Raw genomic sequence first — 14895 nt, 5'->3', positions numbered from 1 at the left:
TGACTGGTGACATCTGATGTGGGTCAACAGTGGCAGTCTAGAAATAGCCTGCTCATCGCAGATCACTAACCAATCATCCTTGCTTGGTTATGAACCGGTAGCTACGGTGTGCAGGTGGGCGTGGTGAGTTCAACGATGATCCCTACCGTTCCCAGCCGGTCGAGTGCCGTGCTGGCCTGGATGCTGTCGCATACGGCCCGCCCCTTCGCGGACCGCGCCCCCACCAGCAAACAGGCTGACCTGATCACCCCCGCGAAACTCAGGCCAAAGGGTTCCGCCTACACCGAGTCGAACAGCTGGGAGACCGCGGTCACCGTGACCGCCCGAGTCAGCCACTCCGACAGCTGCTCGAGATCCGAACAGGCCAGAATGCGCTCGCGGGCGCTGTTATCCACCGGGATAGCTCGAGCGCCCAGCACCGTAAGCACCGCAACGGCCTCACCCTCGGCCCGCCCTTCGGCCACGCCCTCAGCTCGCCCTTCGGCCACGCCTTCTGCGCGACCTATTGCCTGGTGGCGCTGGGCGAACTCACTCTCCCACCGATAGTTCTCGATCGAAATCGTCATGAGCTCCTCCAGCTCCGCGCGGACCGCCTCCGGCAGCCGCGCGCTGATGTAGTCATAGTAGATGAGGCCCCGCTCGGGGCCGAAGGTCTCGACGGCCTTCAGGACCATCTCCAATACCTGGTGTCGCGACTCGTCCTGCAGGTGGCCTGGGGCCGACAACAGCACCAGCTCAGGCCACTCCCGGGCTTGTTCCGGATCGGTTATTGCTGCCAGACGGCCGGGCCAGTACGTGATCGGGGTGAACACGAAACCTGGGTGGCCGGTCTGGATCGGCCGCCCGACTGCCGCCGCGACCCGCTCTGTCGGGCAGTACGCCAGCAGGACTACCGGACATGCCAGCCGCTTGCGCAAACTGGTCACGTACTCCGGCCAACTCGAACCGATACGCGCCAGATCGTCAGCCGTGCAAGTGTTCTGCACCTCTTGAATGATCGCGAAATTGGGGCGTTCCGGACGCCCGCCCACGAGGGCGACGTCCAGATGCAGCTCGAGCGGGCCCAGGGCGGTCACCGTCTCGGGGCCCAAACGCCAGCAGGTGTCCTCGGGCACCGGTAGGCCGAAGACGTCGCGGGCGATCTTCGCGGCCAATTCTGGTCGCTCCCTGAACAATTCCAGCGGCACCTCATGGTTATTGGATGGCACGGCACGAAGGTAGGGCGGTTCGTACGCCGACACGCTCCGAACAAACATTCGATGACCGGGCGGTCCTGTTACCGGAGTGTCCATACCGGCTGGCAGGGTTGACAGGTTAGTTGAGGAGGCCGCGGCGGAGCAGGAGGGGGGCGATTTCGGGGGCTCGGCCTCGGTAGGAGGTGAAGGCTTCGAGGGGGTCTATCGAGCCGCCTTGGGAGAGGAGTTTGCGGCGGAAGGTTTCGCCCTTTTCGCGGATCGGGGTGGTGCCGTCGGTGAACCATTCGACAGTGTCGGCGTCGAGGACCTCGCTCCAGATGTAGGAGTAGTAGCCTGCGGCGTAGCCGCCGGAGAAGATGTGGGCGAAATAGCTGGTGCGATAGCGCGGGGGGATCGCTTCCAGTGCGATTCCCGCCTTTCGCAAGGCTTCCTCTTCGAAGGACTCGGCGTCTACATCAGTCAGGGCTGTGGGGTCGGGGATGCGGTGCCATGACCAGTCCAGGAGGGTTGCGGCGAGGTATTCGACTGTGCGGAAGCCGGTGCCGAAGCGGTCGGCTGCTGCCATTCGGTCGAGGAGGTCGGCGGGCATCGGGGCGCCGGTCTCGATATGCCTGGCGTAGTGGGGCAGGACTTCCGGGTGGGTCATCCACATCTCGTTGACCTGGGAGGGGAATTCGACGAAGTCGCGGGGGACTTCGGTGCCGGCGAAGAAGGGGTATCGGACGTCGGAGAAGAGGCCGTGCAGGGCGTGGCCGAACTCGTGGAAGAGGGTTCTGACGTTGTCCCAGGTGAGGAGGGCGGGTTCGGCTTTCGGGGGTTTCACGATATTGAGGTTGTTGACTACGACCGCGCTCGTTCCGAGCAATCGGGATTGGCTGACCAACTCGTTCATCCAGGCGCCGCCGCGCTTCGAGGGGCGGGCGAAGAAGTCGCCGAGGAAGAGGCCAAGGGCGGTGCCGTCGGCGTCGAAGACCTCGAAGACTCGGACTTCCGGGTGGTAGCCGATGAGGTCGGTGCGCTCGTGGACGGTGATTCCGTAGGCCAGTTCGGCGGCGAAGAATACGCCGTCACGGAGTACTCGTTCGAGTTCGAAGTAGGGGCGGAGGGCCTCGAGGTCTATCGAGAACTGTTGGGCGCGGACCTTTTCCGACCAGAACTGCCAGTCCCAGGAGTGGAGTTCGGCGTCTGGATCGGCGGTGTCCGACCGCATGGCCGTGGTCAGTTCGGCCGCTTCCCGTTCCGCATTGGCCACCGCCGGGGCGACCAATCGGCCGAGCATTTCCTCGACGGCCGCGGTGGTTTTCGCGGTCTGATTCTCGACCTCGTAGGTGGCATGGTCCGGATATCCGAGCAGCCTCGCGCGTTCGGCGCGCAGTGCGGCGATGCGCACGGCGAGCCGGCCATTGCGGCCGGTCTCCCCCAGCCCGCGCCCCAGGGACGCTTCCATGACCCGCCGCCGCAACTCCCGGTTCGTCAGTTCGGCGAGAACGGGCTGATTGGAGACGTTCTGGAGACTCAGCGCCCATTTACCCGCATGACCGAGGGACTGCGCGTTCTCGGCAGCGGCAGCCACCGCCGCGGGCGCGAGCCCGGCCAGTTCCTCCGCGGTGTCCACGATGACGGTCGCGGCATTGGTATCGGCGAGCAGATTGTGCTTGAACTCGGTTGCCGCGGCGGCCAATTCGCCATTGAGCGCACGGAGCCGGGCCCGTCCGTCGTCATCCAGCCGAGCGCCGGACCGGACGAACCGGGTGTAGTACTGCTCCACCAACCGCAATCCCTCGGCATCCAGATCCAGCTCGGCACGCCGCTCATAGAGGGATTCGATCCGCGCGAAGAGCTCCCGATCGAGATGAACAGTGTCCCAATGCGCGGCGAGCCGCGGCGAGATCTCCGCCTCGATCGCATCGATATCCGCATTGGTGTCGGAGCCGGTGAGGTTGAAGAAGACATTCGACACCCGGGTCAGCAGTGCGCCCGAACGTTCCAGCGCCACCACGGTATCGGCGAAACTCGCCTCCGCGCCACCCGAGGTGATGGCGGAGATCTCGTCCAGCTGTTCGGCCATACCGCGCTCGAACGCCGGTAGATAATGCTCGGCTCCGATCTCGGCGAACGGTGGCAGCTGGTAGGGCAGCGTGCTGGGCTCGAAGAACGGATTACGTGTCATACCGGCAACACTATTCGACCAGCTGCTCGGACTTCAGCCAGTCGTAAGCGACGTCGGCGGGGTCTCGGCCGTCGATGTCGACACGGCCGTTGAGTTCCCGCATGAGCTGATCGGTGAGGTGTTCGGAGATCGTGCCGAGCAGGGCGCGCAGCTGCGGATAGCGATCGAGGACGACGCCACGCACCACGGCAGTGCCGCTGTAGGGCAGAAAGTACTTCTTATCATCGTCCAGGACAACGAGTTTCAGGTTCTGCACGCGGCCGTCGGTGGTGTAGACCATGCCGAAGTTGCACGGCGAGGAGCGCGCGGTCGCGGTGTAGACCACGCCCGCGTCCATGCGCGTCACATTGCCCGACGGCACTCCGTTCGGAGTGTTGTACGCAATACCGTACTTTTCCAGCATCGGGATGAAACCGTCGGCGCGGCTGAAGAATTCGTCATCGACGCAGAAGGTGCGGTCGCGGACCGGCAGGGCCGCCACCTCGGAGAGGGACTTCACCTTCAGTCGCTCGGCGGTCGGGGTCGAGGCCGCGAAGGCGTAGGTGTCGTTGAAGTTGGACGGCGGCAACCATTCCAGGTTATAGTCCTTCTTCTCGATATCGTGGACGCGCCGCCAGAGCTCGTGCGGGTCGGCGATCGTCTCGGTCTCGTTGTGGTAGTTGACCCAGCCGGTGCCGGTGTACTCCCACAGGATGTCGGCATCGCCATTGAGTTGCGCCTGCCGCGAGGACGCCGATCCGGGCGCGCCGGTCAGGTCGGTGATGTTCGCGCCCGCCGCGGCCAGATAGGTGGCGGTGATCTTGCCCAGCAGTACGCCCTCGGTGAAGCTCTTGGAGGTGACGACGAGTTTCGCACCGGCCAAAGGCTTTTCACCACCGGGCAGGCTGGTGTGATGGAACGTGCCCGACGAACTCACCAGGCCGCAACCCGAGAGCAGCGCCACCGCCAGGAGCGATATGACCAGCCTCGCGCGCCTCATGAAATGCCCCGCGGGGTCGCGACCCACTCGACGAGCCGGCCGAGCCAGTCGATCGTCAACGCCAGCAGGCCGACCAGAATCGCACCGGACACCAGCAGTTTCGGCAGAAACAATGTGACCCCGGTGGTGATCAGCGTGCCGAGGCTCGGCGCGCCGATGAACGTACTCAGCGTCGCGGTGCCGACCAGGATCACCAGCGCGGTGCGAACACCATTGAGAATCACCGGCACCGCCAGCGGCAACTCGACCAGCAGCAGCGTGCGCGCCGCCGAATAGCCGATACCGTGTGCGGCTTCGATCGTGCGCCGGTCCACCTGCCGCAATCCGATGATTGTGTTCTGCAGGATCGGCAGGATCGCGTAGACCACGAGACCCACGACCGCCGTACGGAATCCGGTGCCCAGCCAGAAGGTGAAGAGCACGAGCAGACCGACCGCGGGCGCGGCCTGCCCGATATTGGCGATATTCACCGCGATCGGCTCGAATCGCGTCAATGCGGGCCGGGTGAGCGCGATACCCAGCGGAATCGCCACGATCACAACGATGATCGTCGCGACCACCGTCAGCTTGATGTGCTGGAGAATGGTGTGCTGCAGGTTGGACCAGTCCAGCGCGACCCGTTCGGTCTCGGTGAAGCTCGCCGACCGATACCACAGGGCGTAGCCGATCCCGATGACGAGAATGATGATCGGCTCGAACCAGACGTCGATCGGCACTCGGCGCAGACCGCTCATGACGGTTCGGCCGATCCGGGCTCGTCCGCGGCGGCGATCACCGGGGTCGGCGCCGGATCGGTGCCGTCGACATAGGTTTCGTACGACGGCTCCTCTTCCTCGCCGCCGTGCCCCTCGGCGAGCTTCGCGCGGATCAGCTCGGTCACCGCGCCGATGCTGAGCGAACCGACCACCGCGCCACGGCCATCGGTCACCAGCGTCGCGCCCTGGCTGGTGGCGAGCATGGCGTCGAGCGCGTCGTTCAAGGTCGAGGACCGCGCCACCACCGGCAGCCGGCGATCCAGGAAGTCGGACACCTCGGGCTTGGTCGCCACCTCCCCCAGCGAGGGCCACGAACGCGGCCGGCCCGCGGCGTCGACCACCACGATCCAGCTGTGCCCGGCGGCCCGCGCGCGGGCGATCACCTTGCCGGCCGGTTCCCCGACGCGGGCGGTGACCACCTTGTCGTAGTCGACGTCGCGCACGCGGGACACGGTGAGATAGGCCAGCTTCGCGCCGGATCCGACGAACTCCTCCACGAACGGGGTGGCGGGATCGGTGAGGATCTCCTCCGGCTTCCCGTATTGCTCGATATGGCCGCCCTCGGACAGGATCAGCACCTTGTCGCCGAGTTTGGTGGCTTCCTCGAAGTCGTGGGTGACGATCACGATGGTCTTGCCGAGCTCGTGCTGGATGCCGATCAGGCTGTCCTGCAAGCGAACTCGGGTGATGGGGTCGACCGCGCCGAAGGGTTCGTCCATGAGCAGCACCGGCGGGTCCGCCGCGAGGGCACGGGCCACGCCGACTCGCTGTTGCTGGCCGCCCGACATGTCCTTGGGCAGCCGGTCGGCGAAGACGCCGGGGTCCAATCCCACCAGGTCCAGCAGGTATTCGGTGCGCTCGGCAATGCGTTTGCGATCCCAGCCCAGCAACCGCGGTATGGCCCCGACATTCTTGGCGACCGTCCAGTGCGGGAACAGGCCACCGGACTGGATGACATAGCCGATGGACTGCCGCAGCTTGTCCGGATCCTCGCGCGTCACATCACGTCCGCCGATGAAGATGCGACCCTCGGTCGGCTCGATCAGCCGGTTGATCATCTTCAAGGTGGTGGTCTTACCGCACCCCGACGGCCCCACGAAGGCCACGATATCGCCGGCCTCGATCTCCAGATCCAGCCGCTCGACCGCGGGCTGCGTCTGGCCCTTGTAGCGCTTGACCACCGAGTCCAGCGTGATGGACGCGCCGGTGACGGTGCGGTCGGCCGGCGGTGCGGTCATGACAATCCCTTCGAGATCGTGAGGCGTCCGAGCAGAACCAGCAAAGCGTCGAACACCAACGCGATGAGAACGATGAGCAGCGTGCCGGTCAGCGCCATCTCGAGCGCATTCGCGCCACCCAGCCGCGAAAGCCCGTTGAAGATCAGCGATCCCAGTCCCGGCCCCAGCACATAGGCGACGATCGCCGCCACGCCGACGATCATCTGCGTCGACACCCGAATTCCGGTCAGAATCACCGGCCAGGCCATCGGCAGTTCCACGGTCAGCAGAATGCGCCGACGCGAGAACCCGATCCCCTGCGCGGCTTCCACGAGCGACACCGGCACCGACCGCAGACCGACGATCGTATTCCCGATCACTGGCAGCGCCGCGAAGAAGGCCAGCATCAGAAACGAAGGCACCACGCCCAACCCGAACGGAACCAGCAACAGCGCCAGCAAGGCCAGTGAAGGAATGGTCAGCGCCACCCGGCTGGAAGTCAGCGTCAGCGCCGCCCCCAGCGGATGCCGATACACCGCCACCGCGACCACCACCGCCACGACCGTCCCGACCAGCACGGTCTGAAATGCCAGGGACGCATGCTGATACGTGAGGAAGGCCAGCGTCTCCTCCCGCCCCCGGACATAGCTCCACAAGTGCACGAATCACCGCCGCCGGCGGCGCGTGAGCAAGCCCGCGAGCCAGCCGATCACAAAGGTCACCAGCAGGACCAGCCACATCGGCGATCGAATCGTCATGAGCAGAAATTCGATATCCACCCGATGCCGATTCGCGGCAATGAAAACAATGGCCAGCGCCGTCAATATGATCGCCACCCATTGATTGGGCGAAATACGCGCGAGCACAGACGGTTTGGAAGTATCGGTCACCGCAGTCCTCCCGATGAGGAATTCCAGTAGGGCTAATATCTAGCAATCATCGGTACAGGTTACAGGAAGGAGCCGGGATGTTGGGGCGGCGGCGGGTTGGCGGCGTGGTGTTCACGCTGGTCACGGTCATGCTCTGCGCTTGCACCGGGGCGCCTGATCGCCGGGGTGAGGCCGCGCGGCTGGAGACGGCGATTGCGGGGATGCCGGGGGTGCAGTCGTTTTCCGCGAGTATTACCAATGACATCACCTATGGCGCGACACTCCGGCTCGAGGCCGATATGAGCGCGGCGAGCGAAGAGCAGATCGCGGCGGTGGTTTCGCGGATCAAGGAGCTCGAGCGGGACGACTTCGACAAGTATGAGCAGACCACGGAATTCAGCGTCGGCGACGGGGTCTCGGTGCAGCGCAATGCGGATTTCGACCCGGAGCAGATCGCCGGCGATGCGCGGCGCCTGCGGCAGCTCAAATCCACGCTGCAGACATCCGTCGGCACGATGAGCTGGTTTCGATCCAAGTCGGCCGACACCATGGAATTCCGGGACGCCGAGAACCCGCAGCAGATCCTCACCGCGGTGCGCGGCGTGGCCGCCGACCAGGCGGTCAAGGTGACGATCAGTAACCGCTCAGGGGCCACGGACCCGTTGTGGACGGTCACCTTCCCGTTCACCGCCGACCAGCAGACCAGCGTGCTGAACCTGCTGACCGCGCTGCCGACCTCGGTCAGCGCCGTCGATGTCGACGAGGGCCACATCGCACGGCTATCGGTGGGCATCAAAGCCGGGAGCGATCCGGAGCGCGACATCACGACGGTGATCAACTCGATCGGTCCGACCACCCGGCACCCCCTGTACCTGCAGTGGGGCGGATACAGCCCCGACCCCACCCGCGGTTTCCAGGGTTCCGTCGATATCGCCGCCTGCGCCTACGGCGCCAAGACCCTCGGCGACGAAGACCCCGAGAAGTACTACACGGCAGACGCCATCGCCCTGCAGAAGAAGCTGCGCACGCAATACGACACCTGCCGTCGATAGGTTTTTGCCTGCCGTTTGTTTCCATCCGGAAGATCCTGCGGAGAATCGAGTCGCCCGGGGATTCAACACAACTCGGCCCCGGGCACGCAGCTCACCTCAGCGGCAACACCGCCCGGGCTGCGCGACGTCACTCGAAGGGATTGTTCTTGATGCTACGTAGAGCAGTGGTTGTGAGCGCGTGCGCATTCGCGGCGACCGTGCTGGCGATTCCGCCCGGCGCCCATGCCTGGGGAGTGCAGGGACACGACACCACCGGCGCTATCGCCCAGTTACGGTTGACCACTGCGGCCCGGGACGAGGTGGGTCGTCTGTTGTCCGGGGAACCAGACCCTACGCTGGCCGGCGTATCCAACTGGGCCGACGAAGTGCGCGCCAACGACCCCGACCTCGGGAAGATCTCGGCGCCATGGCATTACGTGAATATCGCCGAGAACGATTGCCGCTACGACGCGGCGGTGAACGGTAATGACGGCCAGAATGTCATCGAGGCGCTGCGCACGCAGAGTGCGACGCTGGCCGACAGCACCCGGTCGGATGACGACCGGCGCCAGGCCCTGAAGTTCGTCGTCCACTTCGTCGGGGACATCCATCAGCCGATGCACGCCGGATACGCCCGCGATCGGGGCGGAAACGAAGTCAAGGTGCGATATCTCGGCAAGAACACCAATATGCACGCGGTATGGGATCGCGGCATGCTCGACACACTCCATGCCGGTGACGACGAGGAGGTGCAGCGGCTGCTCGCGCTGCCGGCACCCGATCTCCCCGCGGCACAACCGGATACCGATCCCGTCCGCTGGGCGCAGGACAGCTGCCGGATCGTCCGGGCTCCCGGCGTCTACCCGGACTCGACCACGATCGGCGACGAGTACACCCGGCAGTTCCTGCCGGTGGCCGAAAGTCAGCTGCGCCTTGCCGGGGAGCGGCTGGGACAACTCCTCAACGCGGTGCTCGACCCGTCGGGCCGCCCCCGCTGATCATCGAGACTTGACGCATTCCGATATGGGAATATGATTGCTCGCATGGCACGGGCAGCGACGACGTCGGACGTCTTCAACGCGATCGCCGAGCCGCAGCGGCGCGAGATTCTGGTGTTGCTGCGGGCCGGCGAGCGTGCGGTTACCGAGGTGGCCGCGGAGTTGGGGATTACCCAGCCGGGGGCTTCCAAGCATTTGCGGGTGCTTCGGGAGGTCGGGCTGGTGCGAGATCGGAAGGAAGGTAAGCAGCGGCTTTATGGGCTCGATGCCCGGGGGCTGCGGCCGGTCCACGAGTGGGCCGGCGGGTTCGAGCGCTTCTGGAACGAGAGCTTCGACCGGCTGGACACGTATGTGCGGGAACTCGAGCAGGCACGGCAGGAGGAGTGAGCGTTGGCAGCGACGGGACGAGACGCATCGGTGCAGTCGACGACGGCAGACCGCGAGATCGTGATAGCCCGGGTCATCAATGGTCCGCGGGAGTTGGTATTCGAGGCGTTCACCGAGGTCCGGCATCTGTCGCGGTGGTGGGGTCCGGAGGGGTTCACCACAACCACGCGGGCGTTCGAGTTCCGAGTCGGCGGGGCGTGGGAGTTCGTGATGCACGGGCCGGACGGAACGGACTTCCGGGAGTGGATCTCGTGGACCGAGATCGTCCCGCCGGAGCGGATCACGCTGCGGCACGGCGAGTTCCGGGATGACCCGGAGGCTTTCGAGTCGGTTCTGACGTTCCTGCCCGAGGGCGCGGGTACCCGGCTCGAGATGCGCACGGTGTTCCCCACCAAGGAGTTGCGTGACGAGGCGGCCGAGAAATATCACGCCATCGAGGGTGGTCAGCAGACCCTGGACAAGCTGGCCGCCTACATCACCGAGATCGTACGAAAAGGAGTGGAGGGCTGATGGCCGGGAAAGTTTTCTTCAGACCGCGCTCGATCAGGCCCGCGAGGCCGCCGGAGATCGGGATGTCCGCATCGCGGGCGGTGGCGCGACGATCCTGGAGTACGTGAACGCCGGCCTGGTCGACGAGTTCTCGATCGCGCTCTCCCCCGTGCTGTTCGGCTCCGGAGTCCGCCTGTTCGAGGGCGTGGACGCGACCCGCGTGGCCCTCGAACAGGTCCGCTCGGAGTCGTCGCCGCGGGTCACCCACCTGACCTACACGGTCCGGGAGCGGTAGCTTCAACGGCTCAGGTTGCGAAATGCGTTGATGGACAACGGGATGAACAGCAGGAGCAAAGCCAGGGGCCACAGGACGGCCATCATCGTGGAGTGCGCGGTAACCCAGGAGTCGGTGACGACCCCTGGGTTGCCGAACAGCCTACGGGTGGCATTCACGGTGGCGGACAGAGGATTCCATTCCGCCAGGATGCGGAGCCAGCCGGGCATGGCGGTGGTCGCCACGAAGACCCCCGACAGGGATCCGATGGGGAATTCGGCGGTTTGGACGCCGATGATGGCCGCACCGCTGGTCAGCGCCAGGCCCAGGTAGATACCTATCCAGGTGAGGGCGAAGCGTAAGAAGAGGATCAGCGCGATCGCCGTGCCGAGATTGGTGGGCGAGCCGTGATTGCGCCAGCCCAGCACCAGTCCGGTCAGGATCATCACTGTCAGCGTCAGCGTGGACAGGAACATGTCGGCGGTGGCGCGGCCGATCAGGACCGCGGCGGCCGAGATGGGCATGGACCGGAAGCGATCCGTGACGCCGCGGTCGATGTCGGTGGTCACCGCCAGCGAAGTGGCTCCGATGCCGAAAAGCATTGTCATGGTGAACATGCCGGGTATCAGGTAGTCGCGATAGCTGCCGCCGCCGGTCACTCGCATGGAGCCGCCGAACAGGTAGACGAACATCAGCACGACGAGAATGTTGAACAGCAAGGTGAAGACGACGGGGCCGGGATTGCGTCGCCAATGCGCCAGGCCGCGCAGGGTGAGGGTCCAGCTGTCGAGCAGGATCCAGCGCAGGCTGCCCGGCGAAATCACCACGGGCACAGTCGTACTCATGCCGTCACCACGGTCTCGACCTGGGCTCCGGTGAGGTGCAGGAAGACTTCGTCCAAGGTGGGCCGCCGCAGCATGAGATCGTCGAACCGGATGCCCGCGTCGTCCAGTGCCCGGACCGCCGCGGACAGGGCGCTCGCCTTGTCCGCGACCGGCAGGCTCACCTGCCTGGTATCGGGATCGATCACCGGATCCGCGGTGCCGAGCCCGAGCACGGCCGCGGCCGCCGCGGCCATCCGGCTCGGATCGTGCACCACGAATTCGATCCGGTCGCCGCCGATTCGCGATTTGAGCTCGCCGGGCGTCCCTTCGGCAATGACCCGCCCCGCGTCGATGACATTGACGCGATCGGCCAATTGGTCGGCCTCGTCGAGGTATTGGGTGGTCAGCAGCACGGTGGTGCCCATTGTCACGAGCTTGCGGATGGCCTGCCACACCTCGTTGCGGCTGCGCGGATCGAGGCCCACGGTCGGCTCGTCCAGGAACAGCACGGCCGGTGACAGGATCATGCTCGCCGCGAGATCGAGTCGCCGGCGCATACCGCCGGAGTAGGCCGTGACCGGTTTATCGCCCGTATCGGACAGCCCGAACTGTTCGAGCAGTTCGGCCGCACGTCGCGCGGCAGCCCGCGGCGGCAGATGGAACAACCGCCCGAACATGATCAGGTTCTGACTGCCGCTGAGCACCTCGTCGAGGGCCGGATGCTGGCCGACCAGCCCGATCCTGCCGCGCACCCGATCCGATTGACGCGCCACGTCATAACCGGCGACCCTGGCCGCGCCGCCGTCGAAGCGCAGCAGCGTAGCCAGAATCCGCACCGCGGTCGACTTCCCCGCCCCGTTCGGGCCGAGCAATCCGCAGACGGTCCCCTGCGGCACGATCAGGTCGAATCCGTCCAGGGCCCGCTTGGCGCCGTAGTGCTTGCGCAGGCCCTCCGCGACCACCGCGGGACCATTCCCGGTCATTTCGCGGGCGGCCGGTTGAGAGCGTCGAGGAACAGCAGGCCGCCGATGACGGCGGTGGGCATGCCGAGCATGACGCCGAGGTTTACCTGGATGGAGGGCCGGGTGAGCGCGTTGCGGAGCAGGGCGGTGGCCGTGGCGAACACGGCCAGCGGGAAGGCGTTCCGTAGCTTCGGCATGACGTCACTCCCCTCGGAACGGAGCCGGGTAGGCCGCGAAGAGCTCGCGATAGAACGCACTGGACCGGAACTCCGGACCGCCCATATACCTGCCGTCCCAGTCCATCTCGGCCTCACGGCGATCGATGAAGCGCGCCTTCAGCCGATAATCGGGATGCCGGTGATCCGAGCTGGGGCGGACCCCGAAGATCAGCTCGAATTCGTCGCCGACCGCGACGGCGCGCGGGTGTTCCGCCGAGGCGGGCACGAAGACCGGCAGCCACGAGGTCTGCTGCTCCAGGGAATCGATGGGTTCGCGGTCGGCCGGCGACGCCCAGACCCGGATGCCGAGCGCGATGCCGCCGAACCGGCCGGGCCGCTCGATCCGCACCCGCGATTTGTGCACCGTGTATTCGTATTCGCCACTGTCGAATTGGAGCGTCTCGACGGTGGTCGGCGCCGCCAGCCTGCCCTCGTGCGGAATTTCGGTCCAGCACACCCGGAGATCGAAGGGCTGGCCCACCGCCCGGAAGACTCGATCGACGTAGGTCGCGTATTCCGCCTGGAAGGCCGGGCCCGCATCGCCGAGTACGGCCGTGTAATCGAAGGGCACGGCGACCGTCTCGACCCGATGCGGTATGAAAATGGCGGAATCGTGCACCAAACGCCTTTTGGCGTCGGCGAATATCTCGCACACACCCTCGGAACTGGCGATGGCGCCGATGGTTTCGGAGACGCAGACGTCGGCCTGCTCGGGCAGCTCGATCTCCCGCGAGTCGCCGGTGAGCACCGTGATGACATCCGCGAAGCCGCGTTCCGCGACGGCCGCCCGCGCCTTCTCGGCCGACTCCGGCAGCGCTTCGATCGCCCACACCTTGGTGGCGCCGGATTCCGCGGCCACGATTGCCCAGTTGGCCTCGGCGCCGGTGCCGATGTCCACCACGGTGCGCCCGTTCGCGCAGCTGCGGACGGCGCGATCGAACGCGTCGACCCGGATCACGTCCGCGGTCATCGCGGAGTACAGGACTTCGTCGTAGATCGGATATTCGCCGACCGACGGGATCAAGGTGATGCGGGGAGCGTTGTCGCCGACCGCTGCGACATTCGCACGCAAACGCCCGCCATAGCCAATGGATCGAGACCGCACAACAGCCACCCGGATTCCCTTTCGACATTTGCATATCAACGAAAAGCGATATGCCGCAATGTCTTTCGACTCTAGGTAGACCGGTCGGAACGGTCAACGTTCAGCGCACCGAGTATTCGGCCGAGCGCACCGAGTATTCGGCTCAGGCGGTGAGACCACCGTCGACGCAGAAGGTGTGGCCGGTGATATAGCTCGCCTCGGACGAGGCGAGAAAGGCGACCAGGTTCGCCACCTCACGCGGTTCGCCGAAGCGCCGCAGCGGGATGGTATTCCGGGCCGCGGCGGCGGCCCCGGCCTCGAGCGCATCGGTCATATCCGTGGCGATGAATCCGGGCGCGACGGTGTTCACCCGGATGCCGAACCGCGCGACCTCGACCGCGAGCGCCTTGCCGAAGCCGATCAGTCCCGCTTTCGTTGCGGCATAGTTGGTCTGGCCGAGCGCGGCGGTCAGGCCCGCCACCGACGACAGCGTCACGATCGACCCCGACCGTCGGCGCATCATGCCCGGCACGACGGCCTTGCAGACGTGGCGCGCACCGGACAGGTTGGTGCGCAGCACATCGTCCCAATCCGGCTCCGCGGACCCGAAGAACAGGCCGTCCCGGGTGATTCCCGCCGCGGCCACCAGGACCTGGGCGTCGCCGAGCCGCTCCTGCGCGGTCGCGACGAATTCGGCCACCTCCGCGGAGGCACCGACGTCGCAGACCGCTCGATACACCCGCGCGCCGCGCGCAATGCAGTCGGCGGCAACCGCTTCGGCGGCGGCGCTCGGGTTCAGGTGGCAGAACGCGATGTCGTAGCCATCGGTGGCGAGGCGTACGGCGCAGGCCGCGCCGATGCCGCGGGCGCCGCCGGTGATGATCGCGAGCGGTCGCGTGCTCGTCACCGCCGGGCCTCCATGGTCCCCTTCGCCCAGGCCGGGCCGAACAGGAACCACACGAGGGTGATGATCCACAGCGGCTGTACGACATCCCGGAGCGCGGCGGCCTGCTGGGCATCGGCCACCGTCACCGAGAGCCCGAAACACACCACGAGTGCGATTGCGGCCGCGCCCAGCCACTTCACGAACGCCTTCATCTCGTTCCGCACTGCCTCGGGTCCCTGCTTGGGACGTTTGGGCGGCCGCGGTGCGCCGGCGAACCGGTAGGCGAACCAGCCGTCGAGCCAGGCGATGGTCGACTTGCCGAAGATCACGGTCCAGCCGAGGTAGATCCCGGCGAGCCGGTGCACGCCGGTGACCTCCGCGCCCCGGGACACATCGATGGCCACGGCCACGACCAGCGCCACATCGATCAGCGGAACCAATGCCAGCACAACCGAACTCACCTGCCGCAAGCGCAGCACATAGCGCAGCAGGAGCCCCGAGACGACGGTCACCCAGAACGCGACCTCGCACACCAGGATGATGGTCACCATCATGG

The 14895-nt window shown here is 66.1% G+C and carries 18 protein-coding genes; 5 read left to right on the top strand and 13 right to left on the bottom strand.

Annotated features, from left to right (window positions below; genetic code table 11):
• Nucleotides 1-278: 278 nt before the first annotated feature.
• From ACIP5Y_RS36925 to ACIP5Y_RS36895, 7 genes are all read right to left on the bottom strand, one after another.
• Complete coding sequence (locus ACIP5Y_RS36925; RefSeq protein WP_400357068.1) at nt 279-1208, bottom strand: hypothetical protein; 930 nt, start codon at nt 1206-1208, stop codon at nt 279-281.
• Between the two features lie 106 nt (nt 1209-1314).
• On the bottom strand, nt 1315-3366 hold the full coding sequence (locus ACIP5Y_RS36920; protein ID WP_400357067.1) for a M3 family metallopeptidase: 2052 nt from the start codon (nt 3364-3366) through the stop codon (nt 1315-1317).
• 10 nt (nt 3367-3376) lie between these two features.
• On the bottom strand, nt 3377-4345 hold the full coding sequence (locus tag ACIP5Y_RS36915) for a glycine betaine ABC transporter substrate-binding protein (protein WP_400357066.1): 969 nt from the start codon (nt 4343-4345) through the stop codon (nt 3377-3379).
• Complete coding sequence (locus ACIP5Y_RS36910) at nt 4342-5079, bottom strand: ABC transporter permease (RefSeq protein ID WP_400357065.1); 738 nt, start codon at nt 5077-5079, stop codon at nt 4342-4344. The genes ACIP5Y_RS36915 and ACIP5Y_RS36910 overlap by 4 nt, the downstream gene beginning before the upstream one ends.
• The gene (locus tag ACIP5Y_RS36905; RefSeq protein ID WP_400357064.1) at nt 5076-6338 is read right to left on the bottom strand and encodes an ATP-binding cassette domain-containing protein; all 1263 of its coding nucleotides are present in this window, start codon (nt 6336-6338) and stop codon (nt 5076-5078) included. Before ACIP5Y_RS36905 ends, ACIP5Y_RS36910 begins: the two co-directional genes overlap by 4 nt.
• Nucleotides 6335-6979 carry an ABC transporter permease gene (locus ACIP5Y_RS36900; protein ID WP_400357063.1) on the bottom strand — a complete coding sequence of 215 codons (645 nt, stop codon included), beginning with the start codon at nt 6977-6979 and terminating at the stop codon, nt 6335-6337. The genes ACIP5Y_RS36905 and ACIP5Y_RS36900 overlap by 4 nt, the downstream gene beginning before the upstream one ends.
• 3 nt (nt 6980-6982) lie before the next feature.
• On the bottom strand, nt 6983-7207 hold the full coding sequence (locus tag ACIP5Y_RS36895) for a hypothetical protein (protein ID WP_400357062.1): 225 nt from the start codon (nt 7205-7207) through the stop codon (nt 6983-6985).
• Nucleotides 7208-7284: 77 nt separating this feature from the next.
• On the opposite strand from ACIP5Y_RS36895, the gene ACIP5Y_RS36890 reads away from it, so the two are divergent.
• The 5 genes from ACIP5Y_RS36890 to ACIP5Y_RS36870 all read left to right on the top strand — a co-directional run bounded on the left by ACIP5Y_RS36890 (nt 7285) and on the right by ACIP5Y_RS36870 (nt 10386).
• Entirely contained in the window at nt 7285-8238 is a 954-nt protein-coding gene (locus ACIP5Y_RS36890; RefSeq protein WP_400357061.1) for a hypothetical protein, read from the top strand.
• A gap of 149 nt (nt 8239-8387) precedes the next feature.
• Nucleotides 8388-9215 (top strand): S1/P1 nuclease, encoded by an 828-nt coding sequence (locus ACIP5Y_RS36885; protein ID WP_400357060.1) that lies wholly within the window; start codon nt 8388-8390, stop codon nt 9213-9215.
• Between the two features lie 45 nt (nt 9216-9260).
• Entirely contained in the window at nt 9261-9602 is a 342-nt protein-coding gene (locus tag ACIP5Y_RS36880; protein ID WP_400357059.1) for an ArsR/SmtB family transcription factor, read from the top strand.
• Nucleotides 9603-9605: 3 nt separating this feature from the next.
• Nucleotides 9606-10112, top strand: coding sequence for an SRPBCC family protein (locus ACIP5Y_RS36875; protein ID WP_400357058.1), 507 nt, complete (start codon nt 9606-9608; stop codon nt 10110-10112).
• Nucleotides 10006-10386, top strand: a complete 381-nt coding sequence (locus ACIP5Y_RS36870) for a dihydrofolate reductase family protein (protein ID WP_400357057.1) — start codon at nt 10006-10008, stop codon at nt 10384-10386. The genes ACIP5Y_RS36875 and ACIP5Y_RS36870 overlap by 107 nt, the downstream gene beginning before the upstream one ends.
• Before the next feature lie 2 nt (nt 10387-10388).
• Here ACIP5Y_RS36870 and ACIP5Y_RS36865 read toward each other — a convergent pair whose 3' ends face one another.
• The 6 genes from ACIP5Y_RS36865 to ACIP5Y_RS36840 all read right to left on the bottom strand — a co-directional run bounded on the left by ACIP5Y_RS36865 (nt 10389) and on the right by ACIP5Y_RS36840 (nt 14893).
• Nucleotides 10389-11210 carry an ABC transporter permease gene (locus ACIP5Y_RS36865; protein ID WP_400357056.1) on the bottom strand — a complete coding sequence of 274 codons (822 nt, stop codon included), beginning with the start codon at nt 11208-11210 and terminating at the stop codon, nt 10389-10391.
• Nucleotides 11207-12172: an ATP-binding cassette domain-containing protein gene (locus tag ACIP5Y_RS36860; RefSeq protein WP_400357055.1), complete on the bottom strand. Its 966-nt coding sequence runs from the start codon at nt 12170-12172 to the stop codon at nt 11207-11209. The genes ACIP5Y_RS36865 and ACIP5Y_RS36860 overlap by 4 nt, the downstream gene beginning before the upstream one ends.
• A complete protein-coding gene (locus ACIP5Y_RS36855) occupies nt 12169-12348 on the bottom strand; it encodes a hypothetical protein (protein ID WP_400357054.1) in 180 nt (59 codons plus the stop codon). The genes ACIP5Y_RS36860 and ACIP5Y_RS36855 overlap by 4 nt, the downstream gene beginning before the upstream one ends.
• Before the next feature lie 4 nt (nt 12349-12352).
• The gene (locus tag ACIP5Y_RS36850) at nt 12353-13441 is read right to left on the bottom strand and encodes a hypothetical protein (RefSeq protein WP_400357053.1); all 1089 of its coding nucleotides are present in this window, start codon (nt 13439-13441) and stop codon (nt 12353-12355) included.
• 175 nt (nt 13442-13616) lie between these two features.
• Nucleotides 13617-14360, bottom strand: coding sequence for a 3-oxoacyl-ACP reductase FabG (gene fabG / locus ACIP5Y_RS36845; protein ID WP_400357052.1), 744 nt, complete (start codon nt 14358-14360; stop codon nt 13617-13619).
• Nucleotides 14357-14893, bottom strand: a complete 537-nt coding sequence (locus tag ACIP5Y_RS36840; RefSeq protein ID WP_400357051.1) for a hypothetical protein — start codon at nt 14891-14893, stop codon at nt 14357-14359. The genes fabG and ACIP5Y_RS36840 overlap by 4 nt, the downstream gene beginning before the upstream one ends.
• Between the last annotated feature and the right edge of the window lie 2 nt (nt 14894-14895).

This window comes from Nocardia sp. NPDC088792 (genome assembly GCF_044750615.1).
Taxonomy (GTDB): Bacteria; Actinomycetota; Actinomycetes; order Mycobacteriales; family Mycobacteriaceae; genus Nocardia.
Note: the sequence above shows the minus strand (reverse complement) of the source record. Positions and strands in the feature narration are given on the sequence as shown.

What these genes read in the sequence shown, in the direction of transcription:
- ACIP5Y_RS36865 (WP_400357056.1), bottom strand. Translation starts at nt 11,210, where the DNA reads ATGAGTACGACTGTGCCCGTGGTGATTTCGCCGGGCAGCCTGCGCTGG.
- ACIP5Y_RS36910 (WP_400357065.1), bottom strand. Translation starts at nt 5,079, where the DNA reads ATGAGCGGTCTGCGCCGAGTGCCGATCGACGTCTGGTTCGAGCCGATC.
- ACIP5Y_RS36840 (WP_400357051.1), bottom strand. Translation starts at nt 14,893, where the DNA reads ATGATGGTGACCATCATCCTGGTGTGCGAGGTCGCGTTCTGGGTGACC.
- ACIP5Y_RS36885 (WP_400357060.1), top strand. Translation starts at nt 8,388, where the DNA reads ATGCTACGTAGAGCAGTGGTTGTGAGCGCGTGCGCATTCGCGGCGACC.
- ACIP5Y_RS36920 (WP_400357067.1), bottom strand. Translation starts at nt 3,366, where the DNA reads ATGACACGTAATCCGTTCTTCGAGCCCAGCACGCTGCCCTACCAGCTG.
- ACIP5Y_RS36855 (WP_400357054.1), bottom strand. Translation starts at nt 12,348, where the DNA reads ATGCCGAAGCTACGGAACGCCTTCCCGCTGGCCGTGTTCGCCACGGCC.
- ACIP5Y_RS36860 (WP_400357055.1), bottom strand. Translation starts at nt 12,172, where the DNA reads ATGACCGGGAATGGTCCCGCGGTGGTCGCGGAGGGCCTGCGCAAGCAC.
- ACIP5Y_RS36905 (WP_400357064.1), bottom strand. Translation starts at nt 6,338, where the DNA reads ATGACCGCACCGCCGGCCGACCGCACCGTCACCGGCGCGTCCATCACG.
- ACIP5Y_RS36890 (WP_400357061.1), top strand. Translation starts at nt 7,285, where the DNA reads ATGTTGGGGCGGCGGCGGGTTGGCGGCGTGGTGTTCACGCTGGTCACG.
- ACIP5Y_RS36915 (WP_400357066.1), bottom strand. Translation starts at nt 4,345, where the DNA reads ATGAGGCGCGCGAGGCTGGTCATATCGCTCCTGGCGGTGGCGCTGCTC.
- ACIP5Y_RS36880 (WP_400357059.1), top strand. Translation starts at nt 9,261, where the DNA reads ATGGCACGGGCAGCGACGACGTCGGACGTCTTCAACGCGATCGCCGAG.